The organism is Bacteroidota bacterium (assembly GCA_016718825.1).
GTDB lineage: Bacteria > Bacteroidota > Bacteroidia > J057 > JADKCL01 > JADKCL01.
Genome location: JADKCL010000027.1, coordinates 1 through 14,999, shown reverse-complemented (window position 1 = coordinate 14,999; position 14,999 = coordinate 1). Strand labels below are relative to the sequence as shown.

At 53.2% G+C, this 14,999-nt stretch carries 15 protein-coding genes and 1 pseudogene; 5 read left to right on the top strand and 11 right to left on the bottom strand.

Going from position 1 to position 14,999, the window contains the following annotated elements:
* Window positions 1-140 precede the first annotated feature (140 nt).
* On the top strand, window positions 141-641 hold the full coding sequence (locus IPN95_22475; protein MBK9452133.1) for a DUF2384 domain-containing protein: 501 nt from the start codon (window positions 141-143) through the stop codon (window positions 639-641).
* 49 nt (window positions 642-690) lie between these two features.
* Here IPN95_22475 and IPN95_22470 read toward each other — a convergent pair whose 3' ends face one another.
* From IPN95_22470 to IPN95_22435, 8 genes and pseudogenes are all read right to left on the bottom strand, one after another.
* Entirely contained in the window at window positions 691-1,851 is a 1,161-nt protein-coding gene (locus IPN95_22470) for a hypothetical protein (protein MBK9452132.1), read from the bottom strand.
* A gap of 154 nt (window positions 1,852-2,005) precedes the next feature.
* A pseudogene (locus IPN95_22465) lies at window positions 2,006-2,254 on the bottom strand (gliding motility-associated C-terminal domain-containing protein).
* Window positions 2,146-4,632 carry a PKD domain-containing protein gene (locus IPN95_22460; protein ID MBK9452131.1) on the bottom strand — a complete coding sequence of 829 codons (2,487 nt, stop codon included), beginning with the start codon at window positions 4,630-4,632 and terminating at the stop codon, window positions 2,146-2,148. Before IPN95_22460 ends, IPN95_22465 begins: the two are co-directional and overlap by 109 nt.
* Window positions 4,633-4,642: 10 nt before the next feature.
* Window positions 4,643-5,296 carry a SprB repeat-containing protein gene (locus IPN95_22455; GenBank protein ID MBK9452130.1) on the bottom strand — a complete coding sequence of 218 codons (654 nt, stop codon included), beginning with the start codon at window positions 5,294-5,296 and terminating at the stop codon, window positions 4,643-4,645.
* The gene (locus IPN95_22450; protein MBK9452129.1) at window positions 5,254-5,967 is read right to left on the bottom strand and encodes a hypothetical protein; all 714 of its coding nucleotides are present in this window, start codon (window positions 5,965-5,967) and stop codon (window positions 5,254-5,256) included. The genes IPN95_22455 and IPN95_22450 overlap by 43 nt, the downstream gene beginning before the upstream one ends.
* Before the next feature lie 347 nt (window positions 5,968-6,314).
* Complete coding sequence (locus tag IPN95_22445) at window positions 6,315-7,970, bottom strand: T9SS type A sorting domain-containing protein (protein ID MBK9452128.1); 1,656 nt, start codon at window positions 7,968-7,970, stop codon at window positions 6,315-6,317.
* Between the two features lie 74 nt (window positions 7,971-8,044).
* Window positions 8,045-8,707, bottom strand: coding sequence for an AAA family ATPase (locus IPN95_22440; GenBank protein ID MBK9452127.1), 663 nt, complete (start codon window positions 8,705-8,707; stop codon window positions 8,045-8,047).
* Between the two features lie 45 nt (window positions 8,708-8,752).
* On the bottom strand, window positions 8,753-9,664 hold the full coding sequence (locus IPN95_22435; GenBank protein ID MBK9452126.1) for a tetratricopeptide repeat protein: 912 nt from the start codon (window positions 9,662-9,664) through the stop codon (window positions 8,753-8,755).
* Window positions 9,665-9,851: 187 nt separating this feature from the next.
* Here IPN95_22435 and msrB point away from each other — a divergent pair, with 187 nt between their 5' ends.
* The 3 genes from msrB (at window position 9,852) to IPN95_22420 (ending at window position 11,962) form a co-directional block, all read left to right on the top strand.
* Window positions 9,852-10,400 (top strand): peptide-methionine (R)-S-oxide reductase MsrB, encoded by a 549-nt coding sequence (msrB, locus tag IPN95_22430; protein MBK9452125.1) that lies wholly within the window; start codon window positions 9,852-9,854, stop codon window positions 10,398-10,400.
* 4 nt (window positions 10,401-10,404) lie between these two features.
* On the top strand, window positions 10,405-11,088 hold the full coding sequence (msrA, locus tag IPN95_22425; GenBank protein MBK9452124.1) for a peptide-methionine (S)-S-oxide reductase MsrA: 684 nt from the start codon (window positions 10,405-10,407) through the stop codon (window positions 11,086-11,088).
* Between the two features lie 85 nt (window positions 11,089-11,173).
* Entirely contained in the window at window positions 11,174-11,962 is a 789-nt protein-coding gene (locus IPN95_22420) for a thiazole synthase (protein MBK9452123.1), read from the top strand.
* A 47-nt stretch (window positions 11,963-12,009) separates the two neighbouring features.
* On the opposite strand, the gene IPN95_22415 is transcribed toward IPN95_22420, so the two are convergent.
* From IPN95_22415 to aspS, 3 genes are read right to left on the bottom strand one after another with little or no spacing between them, the layout of a single operon-like run.
* A complete protein-coding gene (locus IPN95_22415) occupies window positions 12,010-12,288 on the bottom strand; it encodes a hypothetical protein (GenBank protein MBK9452122.1) in 279 nt (92 codons plus the stop codon).
* Window positions 12,289-12,294: 6 nt separating this feature from the next.
* Window positions 12,295-12,756, bottom strand: a complete 462-nt coding sequence (locus IPN95_22410; GenBank protein MBK9452121.1) for a hypothetical protein — start codon at window positions 12,754-12,756, stop codon at window positions 12,295-12,297.
* Between the two features lie 5 nt (window positions 12,757-12,761).
* Complete coding sequence (gene aspS, locus IPN95_22405) at window positions 12,762-14,525, bottom strand: aspartate--tRNA ligase (GenBank protein MBK9452120.1); 1,764 nt, start codon at window positions 14,523-14,525, stop codon at window positions 12,762-12,764.
* 56 nt (window positions 14,526-14,581) lie between these two features.
* Here aspS and IPN95_22400 point away from each other — a divergent pair, with 56 nt between their 5' ends.
* Window positions 14,582-14,746: a hypothetical protein gene (locus IPN95_22400; GenBank protein MBK9452119.1), complete on the top strand. Its 165-nt coding sequence runs from the start codon at window positions 14,582-14,584 to the stop codon at window positions 14,744-14,746.
* The last annotated feature ends 253 nt before the right edge of the window (window positions 14,747-14,999 follow it).

The following is a 14,999-nucleotide window of genomic DNA, read 5'->3' as shown; positions in this document are numbered from 1 at the left end:
TTCGATTTAAAGGCGGAAGTGATTTGAAACACTTCTCCAAGGTATGAATTTCCAGCAAACCGATGTTCAAAAATCTGTGATACCTCCCCTTGAATAATCAATTCGTTTGACCTAAACTTAAAAATAATTTTAACGCACCAATGAAAATCCCCCCAAATCCCACCACCCCGCAACTCGACAAAGCCCTCCAAGCCTTGGCCAAATCGCTGCCACAAACCCAACGTTTCGGCATCGACCCAGACAAGTCAACATTCACCGAGATATTCCAAAACAAGCTCTTTCTCGTACATGTGATCCGACAGGGCATCCCGTACAGCATATTTGAACTCATCGCAGCCCAAGCACCATTTGACTTCGTCGAATGGGCATCTTTTCTCGAGTTGTCACCAAGGTCATTGCAGCGTTACAAGGTGGAGAACCGCACCTTTGAGCCTATTCAATCAGAGAAAATTCTGGCGCTCGTGGAGGTGACGCAGTTTGGCTTGGAAGTTTTTGGTGACATGGAAACGCTCAGAATCTGGCTAAAAACGCCTTCTTTTGTTTTGGGGAGGATGGCACCAATCGAATTGGTGGCTTGTTCCTTTGGGAGGCATTTGGTGATGACGGAACTCGTTCACATTGAGCATGGCATTTTTGCCTGAACAAGTTGTGAATCCCGCACGAGATTCTCCGTGTGCCCCAAGTCCCCACCTACTCCGCAAGCAACTCCAACACCTCTTCCTTGGCACCCATCTCCCGTGCGAATTCAAGGTTAGATCCGGATTCGACTTTCACCTTGTGTTTGAGCAAAATCTTGATGCATTCGATGGAATTAAGTTCAATGGCAGACTCCATGGCGTTTCTGCCGGTTTGATTGGCAGGCGCGCCCAAGGCAAGCAAACATTCGACCATATCCGGCCGCTTTGCCCAAACGGCGTCACGAATATAGGACTCATCATTGTCAGGATGCCGGATATCCAAACCACGTTGCGCAAGGGCTTGCATACTGAGACAATCCCCGTCTCTAATTGCCTGTCGTGTAAAACTCCTTGCATCCCAGGTAATTTCCACGCCAGGCGCATCGTCCTGCTCAAATAGAAAATGCATGAATGCCCAGTCTTCCTTGGTGTTCAAATTCAGGCGATCTCCCTGCAAGGTGCCGTAGGGCTTTGGATTCTTGCTGATGAGATAGGCTGCCAACTTGCGGTCCCTGCCTACCAAGGCGGCATGCAGACCGATGCTTTCTGCAGGACAACCTAAAGCAAGCATTTTTTCGGCCATCTTTATGCTTCCCACATGGGCCAAATTTGCCTTTTGAGGATCAGCACCGAGCTTCACCAATTGGTCAACAGCTGCGAAATTGTCCGAGAAAATCGCATCATTGAGCACGTTGGGATGACCTCCTTGGCCGTTGAGGTTTGCGCCGTGCTGCGTGAGGAGCTTTACCAATTCCCAGTCGCCAGTTGCAATGGCCAATTCCAGCGGATCGGTGTCTTGCGTCACATAGTCACCATTGGAGACATGATCCTTGACAATCGGAATCTTGTTGAGCAGCCGATTCTTGTGGCTAAACACCTCGATCGCACAAAAGCAGTTGGGATTTGCTTCTGCCTTCGAAAGCAATGAATCGACAATGCTCCGGTCGGATTCTGCCTCATAGCCCGCCAATAACTCACAAAGTGCCACGTCCTGTGGACGACTGGAGGGACTTAGGTCGATTTCGTCAGACCCGCCCTGCGCAGCTGCCAGACTATCGGCGATCGCCAAGGCTGCATTGCGTTCGGCATGATCCCGGCCGCAACTCGCAAATAGCCCCGCAGCAAGCATTATCGCTTTGAACAATTGAAATTGCCGCGCAAAAGAAGATTTCATCCTCCAGAAATTTGAGTTGCAAAAAGCACCAATGCTGAATTGAAATCGGCAACGAATGCATTCAACGACACTCAATTAGCTTCGCTGAACACTCCGGCTTTACTGACGTGATGTGCTTCGCAGTTCTCAATTCTCAATTCTTCATTCTCAATTCTCACCGCACCATCGTCACCGGCCCCGTATAGTCCTTGTCGCCGATTGTCAAGCGATAGAAATACACGCCTTCCGTCACGGCATTGCCTTTGGTGTCGTTGCCTTTCCAGCCTTTGTTTTTGTTGTTGCCTTCGTAGAGCTTCACGCCCCAACGGTCGAAGATCTGCAAATTGAAAGGCTGCGAACCCGTGTACTGTACGATGAATTCGTCGTTGGAACCGTCATCATTGGGGCTGAAGACGTTCGGGGATGAACAAGCCGGGAACCAAAATCACAAACGGATGCCACCACTGTCGAAACACAACCATCGCGGTTGGTCACGCGCAAAGTGACATTGTAATTGCCCGGTTGCAAATACGTATGGATCGGATTGGCTTCGTCAGAATGCGTCCCGTCGCCAAAGTCCCAATCAAATGTGACGGCATTGGGCGAATCGTGGAAGAATTTCACAATCGTATTCGGCAAGGAAAGTTCGACCGGGAAGCTCGGATCGGAGGTGAAATCGACACGGGAGGTGTCGCTCACCACGACGGCTTGACCAGAGGTTGATGCAGAACATCCGCCGATGTTCACGCCCGTGAGCGTGACCGTGTAAGTGCCCGGCTGCGCATACACATGCAGCGGATTGTCTTCGTTGGAGACCGGCGTGCCGTCCCCAAAATTCCAGGTCAGGAAGATCGCATCCGCAACATCCTGCAAGAAATTGACACTCAGCGGCGCACAACCCGATGGCTGCGAATTCAAAAATGCCACGTCAGGCCGTGGGATGACATTGATCGTCACCGAGGCGCTGTCGAGGCAACCCGCACCTTCGGCCACCACCGTATAGGTCGTGGTATCGGTCGGCGCAAAATACGTCACGCCCGAGTCAGGATGCTCCACGCCCGTCGTTGGAGACCAGAGGAAATTGACCGACGAAACCGATGAAGTCGCACGAATCCAAACCACATCGCCTTCACAAATGACATTCGTATCCGCCTCCACGTTGAGTCCGATGCCCGGAATCACGGTGAGGATCATGCTGTCCTGCGTCTGACAAAGGCCGGTATACACCGTAAGGGTATAAAGTCCGGAGGCCGTCGGAGAAATGACAGGCGTCAAAGACGTCGAATCACTCATGCCCGCAGCAGGTGTCCAGTATTGCCAGACATTGCTGGGGTTGGCTGGATTCGTTGTCGTATAGGAATAACTTCCTTGGAATTCGAAGTCGGAACCAGCACAAACCGTCGCATTGGGGCCTGCATTGGCAATCGGCGAAGGCAACAAGGTCACCAAAACGCTGTCGCGGCTGCTGCCACATCCGTAGTTCGAAATCGCTTCGACATAATACATGGTGGTGCTGACCGGCCAAACGCTCGGGTCTTCCAAGTTTGCATTGGTGATCGAGGCGTTGGGTGTCCAAAGGAAGCTGTAGCTCGCCGTGGAGTCGCCACCTGCACTTGCATCGATGAGAATGCTGTCTCCAAGACACATTTCGCGGTCAGGACCGGCATCCACCGTTGGGATCGTATGCACAAACAAGGTCATTTGATCGCCGTAACTTGGGCAACCGTTGCTCGTCGCGACCAAGGTATAGGTGGTCGTGAGCGCAGGGGATGCCATGGTGATGCGGTCGGTAGGGTCAGAAAGGCCGTTGAATGGCGACCATTCGTAGGTGTAAAGCGGACCTGCATTCGTCCCGATTCCTTCCAATGTGGCTGAATCCCCGAAGCAAATATGCTGATCAGGACCTGCATCCGCGATGGGCACAGGATTGACATTCACCACGACCGTTGAAAGCGTATCGGTGGTGGTGAAAGTACTCGAGCAACCGTTTCCAGCTTCCACGACCAAGGCATAAATCGTGGTCGTATCGGGGCGTGCGCAAGGATTGGCAATAAAGGCGTCGTTCAATCCAGTCGAAGGAATCCATTGGTAGGCAAACGGCCCCGGAGCACCTGTCACCGTCGGAGTCAAAACCTGACAGGGCGCAGAATCACCGCAAAGGATCAGGTCAGCACCTGCATCCACAATCGGTTTGGGCAAAATCGTGAGGTAAACCGAATCGATGTTGCTCAAGCAACCGTTGCCATCCGTGATTTGTACATAATACCATCCGCTGACGGCGGGATTGGCCAAGGGGTCGTCGTCAAAGGTCGAATCCAATCCGCATGGTCCCATGGTGGCTTGACACCACCAGGTGTAATAATAAGGTAGAGCGCCACCGCTGCCTACGACGAGGAGCGTGTCACCGCCTTCACCTTCGCAGAAGGAAGGCGTGCCAACCGTGGCAGCTTGTACTCCGTTGCTTCCATTCACAGTAATGGACCCGGTACCTGTACAACCTTGCGCATCTGTCACGGTGACATAATAGCCGCCAGCTGCCAAATTTGTTGCTGTTTGCGTTGTTTGACCCCCAGGGCTCCACCCATAGGTGTACGCACCCGTGCCGCCAGAGGGATTCACGGTAGCCGAACCATTGTCGAGGTTACAAGTTGTCGCCATTGCGCTCATTGCCAATTGAATCGCAGCGGGCGAAGTCACGACCGTCGAAGCCGTTGCTGTGCAGCCATTGGCATCGGTGACGGTCACTGAATAGCTACCGGCTGCAAGCCCAATGGCGGTCGCAGTGGTCTGTCCACCAGGCATCCACACTAAGCTAAGGTCCGGTTCCGCCCGATGGCGTGGCGGTGGCAGTTCCGTTGTTGAGCGTGCAACTTGCAGGAGTGGAGGTCGCCGTGACTTGCACCGCCGGAGGTGTCCCGACCACGGCGGAACCCGTAATGGTGCAACCATTGTCATCGGTGACGGTGACGTTGTAGGTGCCGCTTGCAAGCCCGGTTGCCGTAGCGGTGGTTTGTCCGCCAGGGCTCCAAAGGTAAGTGAGCAGTCCTGTTCCGCCGCCCGCTGTCGCGGTTGCGGTGCCACTGTTGGTGCTGCAGCTTGTTGCAGTTGCGGTGGTCGTGAGCGTCAATGCTGGCGGATTGGTAATAAAAACCGAATCAGACGCTGCTGCGCCTGTGCTGTCGGTCACTGTGACAGCATAGGCGCCAGGGCAAAGTCCTGTGACTACTTGCGTCAATTGCCCGCCAGACCATGCATAAGTATAAGGTGGAATGCCGCCGTTGGGGGTGGCAGTTGCCGTACCCGTACATTGATTGTTGCAGAGGGGTGATGTTCCTGTTGCAGTCACCGTATACGGAGCCAATCCGCATGGACTGACTTGCGGATTCAGTTGCGAAACGGGATAGAGACGCACATGGTCGAGGGTCAATTCGGAGCAAGAACCACAAATATGCCCCAGTTGGTCCATTTGAAGTTGTGGGACGTGGAGGTGGCGTCAAAAATGACCACATAACGCTTGCCGATGTCGCCAAAGTCAGTCGGTACGGTTTCAAGCATGGTATAGCCAAATCCGATATCCAATCCGAATACACCATCGCCGGTGAATACGCCGAAGTCTTCGCCTCCGGTCCAGAACTCAAGGACGTAACGTGCACCGATGGTCAAGCCAGTGACGGTTTGGTCAAGGCTTAAGCCTAAAGCACCTCCATAATTGGGCTGGTTTTGCGGAAAACCTGGAGGAATGCCCGAAATTTCACAACCTGAACGGACAAAGCAACTGGTGTCGTTGACCGTTTGCGAACAGGGATTGCAGAAGCTGTTGCCAAAGTAGGCGGCACCCAGACCGTCTGGAATGGCAGAATAAAGGCTGGTAAAGATCTGGCAGTAGGTGCCTGATCCGCCGCCAGTGCAAGTCCAGTTGGTCAAATTGCACTGGTAAGCCGCCGAATTGGGGCAATAGGAGCTGCCGTTGGTGTTGGGCGTACAGTTGTGGTTTTCAAAGCTGCCGTTTTGAATCAGGTTCGTGACATTCGAACTGATCGAGTCGTTGGTGTCAAAACAGTAGATACAGACGATTTGTGCCGGGGCAACCGACGCAAACAAAACAAGTGCAATGACCAGAAGGAGAAATCTATTCATCAGTTTTCCGATGTGAGAATGGGCTATCATTTTTTCCTTTGCCTTTCGAAAACGGGGCCGCTAACGGCCTTTGAGCGCACATTCCATCTACAGAAGGGTGCACGCGCATGTAAGACGCCAAGATAGGAAATTTGCTCCGGACTACCGCCTATTCGCGCCAACCGCCAAAAAACGGGTTTGAAGCAGCGAATGGGCGCCATTTCATCCCCCCTTTTCCAGGTTGGGTTCTAACCTTCGACGCTTGCCGGGTGGGAAAAATGGGCAATTCCAACGCACTGACAAACAAAAATCCGCGAAGGCGCAGAGACCTTCGCGGATTTTTGACCTATGATACGACCAAATGCGAATCAGTTTTTCTGAAGTCTTTTGGTGGTCGATCCCGCTTCGGTGAGGACCCGCAGCAAATACATCCCGGATGCCATTTTGGTCAAATCGACAGATGCCATTTGGGAGCCGATGTTGGATTCCCAAACTTTCTGGCCATTCGCATTCCAAACCGTGAGAAGGGCCCCGTTGGGATGCGCATTTCCCAGCTTTACTTCAAACAAGCCGTTGCTTGGATTCGGGTAAACGCTGACTTCCTCTTCGATACGAGGCGCATTGGCGATAATGATCGTGGTGCTGTCCGTTCTGAAATCAACAAAGTCGATCGACCCGTAATCTGCACCCGCATAAATCGTGTCGCCAAGTGGACCTTCGAGGCGGAACCATCCAGCCCCAGGATTCACCCCGATCCCATCACCAAAGGAATCATACATCGAAAAGGTGAAGCAATCGTTCGTTCCAATTGCAACGGGAACGTTGATTTGTATCCGGTTTCCATCCGTATAGGGTCCGCCTGATCCGATGACTGCACCGAGACTGTTCTTGATGTCCCAAGTGATTTCCGAGCCGTAATTGTCGGGTTTGATCCGCACCATGTAGGTTCCTGCGTTGTTGAGGCTTGCCTCGGCCCAGGTTTTAGTGACGACGTCATTCCCAATGCTGGAATCGGAAGGAACAGAAATGGTGACCGTCAGTGTGTTGGTTGCCTGTGGCGCGAAGGAGATCGCAGGAAGTGTAACGTTGGCATACGCAAAGTAGGGTACCGTGCCGGTCCAATTGAAGACCATCGGTGTGCCACCGTTCATGTCATAGGTGATCGTGGCGGCGGTGAGGTCATTGGCGCCCATGTTGCGGATCACGACTTCGGGGGCAATGCTTGTGATGCAAGATTGTGAGGCAACGGTGTTGCCAATTTCCACGGCGGAGACATCCACGGCATGCGCCGCGGTCGAAAGGGTAATCATCCGTCCGTTGAAAATTTCCTTGGTGACGCTATTCTCGATCCAAATCACCAATTGCATTTCCTGCTGCACCCAAGACGGGTCAATCGCCATGCTGAATGTCTGTGTCACTGTTGGTCCACCTTGGGTGGTCGTGATGGCCGTGCCATTGTGATCAGGATACATCGCCCGGTTCACAAAATCGCATTTGGACAAACCTTGCCAGTTTACCATGATGTTGGACTCTGTCAATGCTGCTTGGAGCCTCAAATTGGAGCCAGAATAAGCTCCCAGTTGATCGACATTGACCGTGATGTCGATGTTTGCACCATTTTGTACCCAACTTCCGCTGAGCTCAAAGGGTGTGGCGACGATTTTTGCAGCATTGTAGCGTTGCTGGTAAGATGGGAATAGCGAAACCGTATGGCTGCCACCTACCAAAGCGTTTGCGCCGTCAAACCAAGCAGTAGGGAAGCCCGACACAGCATAGTAGTTGTTCCTGCCATCGGAAGCAGGGATCGTATACGCATCGCCGTTGTGATGCTCGACAATTCCGACGGCTGCGCCCGCAGCGGCCAATTCGTCAGCGCCCATCGCAGCTCCTGGACAATATTGGCACCAAGTACCGGTCGCGACTTCAAGAATCACATCGTGACGGACCGCCTGCGCTTGAAGGCTGATTTGCCAGCAAAAGAAAATGGCAAAAGCGCCAAAAAATGTACGTGTAAAAGTATTCATCATCAATTATTTAGTGGGTTTTCAGCAACAATCAAGGCATTGCATACTGCAAGATGGCGATTTGTCCTCAGACGTCAAAATCTATGGTGTGCCTCCTTCAGCAACTGATCGATCCATTGCGTCGACCGGTGAAAACGTTGGTTCCAATTGCCATCAATTTCAACAAATTCAATACCCTTCTCCCGCAGAACTTTCCGGTGCGAATCATCGAGTCGATCTCGACTTTGTTCCGAAAGTCTCGTTCCATCCTGAAAATAGGGGGCGTCCTTGCAGAGATAGAGGCAAAGGTCAGCCCTATTCGTGGCAACATCCGAAGCACTTACCTGCAATTCCTGCTCCAGCGAAAACAGGGAATACGACAGGGTCGTGTAGAGATTGGTGTCGATGACGATCAAAGGGCTGATGCCGCAGCTTGCTGCATGAATATTGCTCGTATGTGCCGTCACCACCGATTGCAAGTCTGAAAGTGAAAACGCATTCGAATTTTCAACGATCCCTCTTGCGGCTTCCAACACCAATCCACAACCATAATGCTTGGCCAAAGCGGTCGCCAAAGTCGTCTTCCCGGTGGATTCCGTTCCGAGAATCGCCACTTTGATGCAAAAATAGGGCTTGACGCTGTCGGGCAAATATTCCCAGTTGGCCAGAAGGTCGCTGCGAATGGCCGTCGCGGAGACGGGAAACAGCTGCTTCTGCAGATCAAAGGCGATATGCCGGATGCCCATGATGTTAGCCACCAATTCGCCATGAGGTTCGCGTCCTTTTGACGATCTGCCTTGCGTTCATTTCAACTCCTTCAGCTTTTCCTTGGCTACAGCACGAAACTCTTCTTCGCCCGAATCCTCCATCAATTTGTAGTAGCGAATGGCATTTTTCTTGTCGCCCTTGAGCCGGTAGCAATGGGCAATGTTGTTTACCACAATGTAATCATCGGGCACCAAGGCATGCGCCTTTAGCAACGGGACAAGTGCTTGGTCATATTCTTCTGCGTAGAGAAAGGTAATGGCGAGATTGGAAAGGCTTTCGATATGGTTGGGTTCGTATTTCAGGACCCTTTCAGAAATGCGGGCAATATTGTCAAGTAGCGCGGTGTTTTCTGTATTGTAGAGCGTCACGACATAGTCTTGAATGCAGCTGAGCATAAAGCGTTTGGCGTCTTCCTTTGGGGTATCGCTGGTCCAAAGCCATTTGTAGTCGATCGTGGCGCCGTAGTCGATGGCACGCAGAACCTCCTCGGTGAAGTTCTTGTAGTCTTTGGCCTCACCGAGAATGTAGATTTTGCCGAATCGCATATCGAGCCTGTTCGGGAATTTTGTGATGCCCGTGTCGATATGTGCAAGACCTTGATCGAGCAGGGTCGGATCATAGTAGGCGTCGCCGTAAAGGTAGCCGGCCGTTTCGCCTTTTTTGCCCTGCTCCTTGATCACCAACTGTTCACCACCCGAGGGGCCGGGTTTGGTGTCGAGCCGCAGAATTTCTTTTTTCGCGACCGTGGCAAAGTAGTTGAAGTTGGAGCAGTACCGCTCCGGATCCTCCGGTTTTTCTGCCTTCCATTGCTCCAAAATGGCCTTGCAGGTCGTGGTATCACGCTTTTGGATCGCCGCATTGAAGTCGTGGAAGAAGGACTGCGGAAATCCCGAAGCACTCAAGGCGAGCATCATCAACAGAAGCAAAAGTGAACGTTTGATCAGCATGGAAAGTTGAATTTGGGGTGAAATCGCATTTTGAAATTCGAAGGTGGCAAAAAAGTTTGAATGATGCTGCAAAACGTGCTTGAGAATCAGAATTCCGGCCCACGGGCATTGGTTTTGCAAATATTCCCCGTCGGCGTGAACCAAATCCCCATTCAGTCCGTTTATCTCGCAAATGTTTCCCAAAGCCATGTACACCTTGATATTCGGTTTGCTGATCACGAGCATCTTCACCGCTTGTAGTCCGCGGACTGCACCTGCTTCCACCGAAACGAGCGCCAACGCCAACACGACGACGATCGACCGGGACCTGAAATGGAATCCTGCAGACACCGTCTGGACGGAAAAAGTCTATAAATCCGACGACGAATGGCAAAAAATCCTGACCGACGACGAATTTGAAATCACCCGGCGCCAAGGCACCGAACGTGCTTTCAGCAGTGCGCTTTACGAAGTCGAAGACAAAGGCATCTACTATTGCACTTGCTGCGCCAATCCCCTTTTTACCAGCGAAACCAAGTTTCATTCCGGGACGGGATGGCCGAGCTATTGGAAGCCTTATTCGACCAAAAGTGTGGCCGTGGCCTTGGACAATTCGCATGGCATGACCCGCGACGAAGTGACTTGTGCGCGTTGCGACGCCCACCTCGGACACGTGTTTGACGATGGCCCCAAGCCCACCGGTCTCCGTTATTGCATGGACGGTGTCGCCCTTCACTTCGAAAAATCAAAGAAATAACCGCATGAAAATCGCTGCATTGATTTTTGCCGTTGCAGGTCTTGTTTCCGCTGGCGGATGTACCAATCCGACGTCCACCACGGCCGTAGCCGACGCGGGGAAAAAAGAAAAGCCGATGGCCCCCGCCACCAAGGCAGAACTCGCCCAATGGCAACATGCCACCTTTGCCGGAGGCTGTTTCTGGTGCGAGGAGGCCGTTTTTGAGAGCATCAAAGGCGTCAAAGAAGTGATTTCCGGTTATTCAGGCGGACATACGGAGAATCCGACCTACGAGGAAAGCGGGACAGGAAGGACGGGCCATGCCGAAGCCGTCGAAATTTATTTTGATTCGACCGTGGTCAGCTTTTCCAGTTTGGTGAAAGTTTTCATGGCCTCGATCGACCCTTATCAGGTCAATGGCCAAGGTCCTGATCGCGGTTCGCAGTACCGCACGATTATTTTCTACCGCAATCCTGCCGAAAAAGCGGTCGCAGAAAAGGCCCTCGCAGATCCGCGTCTGACCGGACAAGGAAAGGTTGCCGTGGAATTGAAGGCCTTTGAGAAATTCTGGGTTGGCGAAGACTACCATCAGGACTACGTCCCGCAGCATCCCGAAAATCCCTATGTGCAGCACGAATCCATTCCGCGCCTGAAACGCACCCAAGCCAAAGTGATGGATTTGGTCGATCCGGCGAAAGTCGCCCAGTAAGGCCGCTTCGCAGAATGTGACCAGGATCACCTGCGCAACTGCGAACGAAAGCCTTGGGATGTGATAGATGTATTACCTTTGCCGAATGAATTCTGCAACAGAAGACATTTGGAGCCTCGGCGGCAAGGAATTTCGTTCGCGGTTGATGATCGGCACCTCCGCCTATCCCAATCCTGACCTCATGTTTCGTGCCATTGCAGCGAGTGGCGCGGAAATCGTGACGGTGAGCATCCGCCGCCTAGACCTCCGCCATCCCGAACATACCTTTCTTTCGCACGACTTCCTCAAAGGCTACCAACTTTTGCCGAATACCAGCGGTTGCTACACCGCCAAGGAGGCCGTCCTCACCGCCGAACTCGCCCGCGAAGCCCTCGGTGTAAACTGGATCAAAGTCGAGGTGATCGGCGATGAAAAAACCCTGCTGCCGGATGGTTTGGAGCTGCTCAAGGCCTGCGAAACCTTGGTAGCCAAGGGCTTTGTGGTGTTGCCCTATTGCAACGACGACTTGATTTTGTGCAAGCGCCTCGCCAATATCGGTTGCGCAGCTGTGATGCCACTCGCTTCGCCGATTGGCACGGGATTGGGCATCCGCAACCCGCACAATTTGCAGTTGATTCGCGATGCGATTTCAATTCCATTGGTCATTGACGCAGGGATCGGCACCGCAAGCGATGCCGCCTTGGGCATGGAACTCGGCTACGACGCCATTTTGCTCAATACGGCAATTGCCCAAGCACAAGACCCTGTCATGATGGCCGAAGCCATGAACCTCGGCATCCAAGCCGGCCGCAAAGCCTTCCGCGCGGGCCGCATCCCCAAGGCCTATCACGCCAAGGCGAGTTCGCCTGTGGACGGGATGCTGTTTGGGGGGTAGTTTTGCGATTTGAATTCGCGGGATCGAAGTTGGATGCGGACTGAAAATTATTTTGATGCCCAACCCAATTGCTCGATTGCCCAAGGCTTGAGATAGGCCTGAATGCCATCCATCGCCACCAAAAACTCCTCCATGCCGGGGCCTTTGGTATAGTCGTCAAAACAGAGCACCATCCCATCCTTCCTGAAATGAAAATCGAGATCGTTGACCAAATCCTTCGGGTCGAGTTCTGAAGCCCGATCCGATTGCGCATCACCCATCACAAAGGCTGCTATGTTGCCTGAAAAGGACAGCACATCGAGCCGGATCCATTTGTGCGTGCGCATCGATGTTCATGCAGGGGTGAGGACAAATGTGCCGCCCCAAATAAAACTCTGCGCCAGGTAATGGATGCTCAACAAGTCGTGGCTCACGGTCACCGATGTCACCCATTGATCATACGACGAACTCTGGAAAATGTCCGCGCTGGGCTCAGGCTCATATTCCTTTGCTGTGGCTGCCAATGCCTTGCGAATCATTGCATTCAAGAGAGTGTCATGCGCTGATTGCGGGAAATAGAGTTTTGTCGAATGCTCTGTGAGGCTGTCCCATTCAGTGATCGAATCCAGATAATACCCTGTTGGCAGGGCCTGAAGCGGTTTCACAGGCAACGCAGTGGTGATTTCGGGAGGGTCCGGTATTGCTGCGGACGAATCTGGAAGCGAATCGATGGTGGTCAAGGTCGCCTTCGGATCACTTTGGCATCCCAGCAGCAATAGCCCAATCACGATCCCCAAACCGGCGCGAAATCTCATGCCCACTACTTCGGCAACAAATCCTCCCGCACCCCAATAAACAGCGCATCCAAGGCCTCGGTCTCGATCACGCTTGGGCTGTCGATCATCATGTCGCGTCCCATGTTGTTTTTGGGGAAGGCGATGTAGTCGCGGATGCTGTCGTCGCCACCAAACATCGCGCTCAGGCGGTCAAAGCCAAAGGCGATGCCGCCGTGAGGAGGTGCACCGTATTCGAAGGCACCCATCAGGAATCCGAATTGCGCTTGTGCTGATTCGGGCGTGAAGCCCAAAATCTCAAACATGCGTTCCTGAAGCTTGCGGTCGTGGATACGGATCGAACCGCCACCCAATTCGACGCCGTTCATCGTGAGGTCGTAGGCGTTGGCGAGCACGCTGCCGAGGTCTTCGCCCTTGATGAATTGCTCGAATTGCTCGGGTTTGGGCGAGGTGAACGGGTGGTGCATGGCTGACCAACGTTGTTTCTCTTCATCCCATTCCAAAAGCGGGAAGTCGATGACCCACAGCGGCTGGAATGTGTCTTTTGGACGCAATCCGAGGCGGTTGCCCATCTCGACGCGGAGGCTGCCGAGCTGCTTGCGGGTTTTTTCGTCCTTGCCGGTCAAAATCAATAGTAGGTCGCCCGGTTTTGCTTCCATGCGGGTCACCCATGCGCGCAGGTCGGCTTCGTCGTAAAATTTATCGACCGATGATTTTACCGATCCGTCGAGGTTGACCTTCACGTAAATCAAGCCTTTGGCACCGATTTGGGGCACTTTCACCCATTCCGTCAGGCCGTCGAGGTCCTTGCGGGTGTATTCGCTTGCGCCGGGGACGCAGATGCCCGCGACCAATTCGCTGTCGTTGAAGACCGCGAAGTCCTTGTGCTTGGCGAGGTCGCTGATGTCCCTGATTTCCATCCCAAAGCGGATGTCGGGTTTGTCGCTGCCGAAGCGGCGCATGGCCTCGCCGTAGGTCATGTGCGGGATTTCGGAGAATTCCAGGCCTTTGATTTCCTTGAAGAGGTGGCGGAACAACCCTTCGAAGGTCTTCAAGATATCGCTCTGCTCGACAAAGGCCATTTCGCAGTCGATCTGCGTGAACTCAGGCTGACGGTCGGCACGCAAGTCCTCGTCCCGGAAGCAGCGCACGATCTGGAAATAACGGTCATAGCCGCTCACCATCAGAATCTGCTTGAAGGTCTGCGGCGACTGCGGCAGGGCATAAAACTGCCCAGGGTTCATCCGCGAAGGGACGATGAAGTCACGCGCGCCCTCGGGCGTGCTCTTGATCATATAAGGTGTCTCGATTTCGAGGAAACCGAGGCTGTCGAGGAATTTCCGCGTTTCGATGCCGAGGCGGTGACGCAGCTGCATGTTGCGTTGGAGCGGCCCGCGGCGCAGGTCGAGGAAGCGGTATTTCATCCGCAGTTGGTCCTGACCGTCGGTTTCCTCTTCGATCATAAATGGCGGGACCTTGGATTCGTTCAGGACTTCGATGGATGTCGGCACGATTTCAATGTCGCCTGTGGGGATTTTGGGGTTTTTGCTGGTGCGTTCGGTGACGATGCCGGTGACTTTGACGACAAATTCGCGGCCAAGGGTTTGGGACACTTCGTAGAGGGCCGGGTTGTCGGCATGGACATTGACCTGCGTGATGCCGTAGCGGTCACGGATATCGACAAAGTTGAAGTGACCGTGGTCACGTGCTTTTTGGACCCATCCAGCGAGGGTGACTTCTTGACCGACATGTGCGAGGCGGAGTTCGCCGCAGGTATGTGAACGATGCATTTTCGATAGCTTTTTTTGGAGGTGCAAAGATAGGGAAATAGAAGGCACAGGAGAAAATGCGCCGGAGGCAAATGTTCGGATGCCTTGTGGCGAGGCGGCGGGACGGGCTCGAGGAGGCGGCGGCATCCTGCCGCACGCCGACCGAACATTTGCCTCCGGCGAAAAACCACTATCAGAACCTTACGATCGGGACCGGACATTCCGGGCAAGCCGACGAATAGCTCCAATCCTCAGACCGAAACACAAAACCTGCCCTCACGGGATTTTCATGGATGTAATGCTGCTTTTGCAAGAAAAATCATCTGTCCTGATCTCCTCTGGATAGTTTTCCCTGTCCCAAAATTGCCTTTGCGTATCCATTGCCAACGTCCGACCAAAGTAGGAAAATCGGTCCATCAGCCATTCCTTTCTGCTTTCGCGCGGGTTTTTCTCAATTGTTTCGAGCAGAAGTTTGCCCGTGTAGCTTTTGAAGGC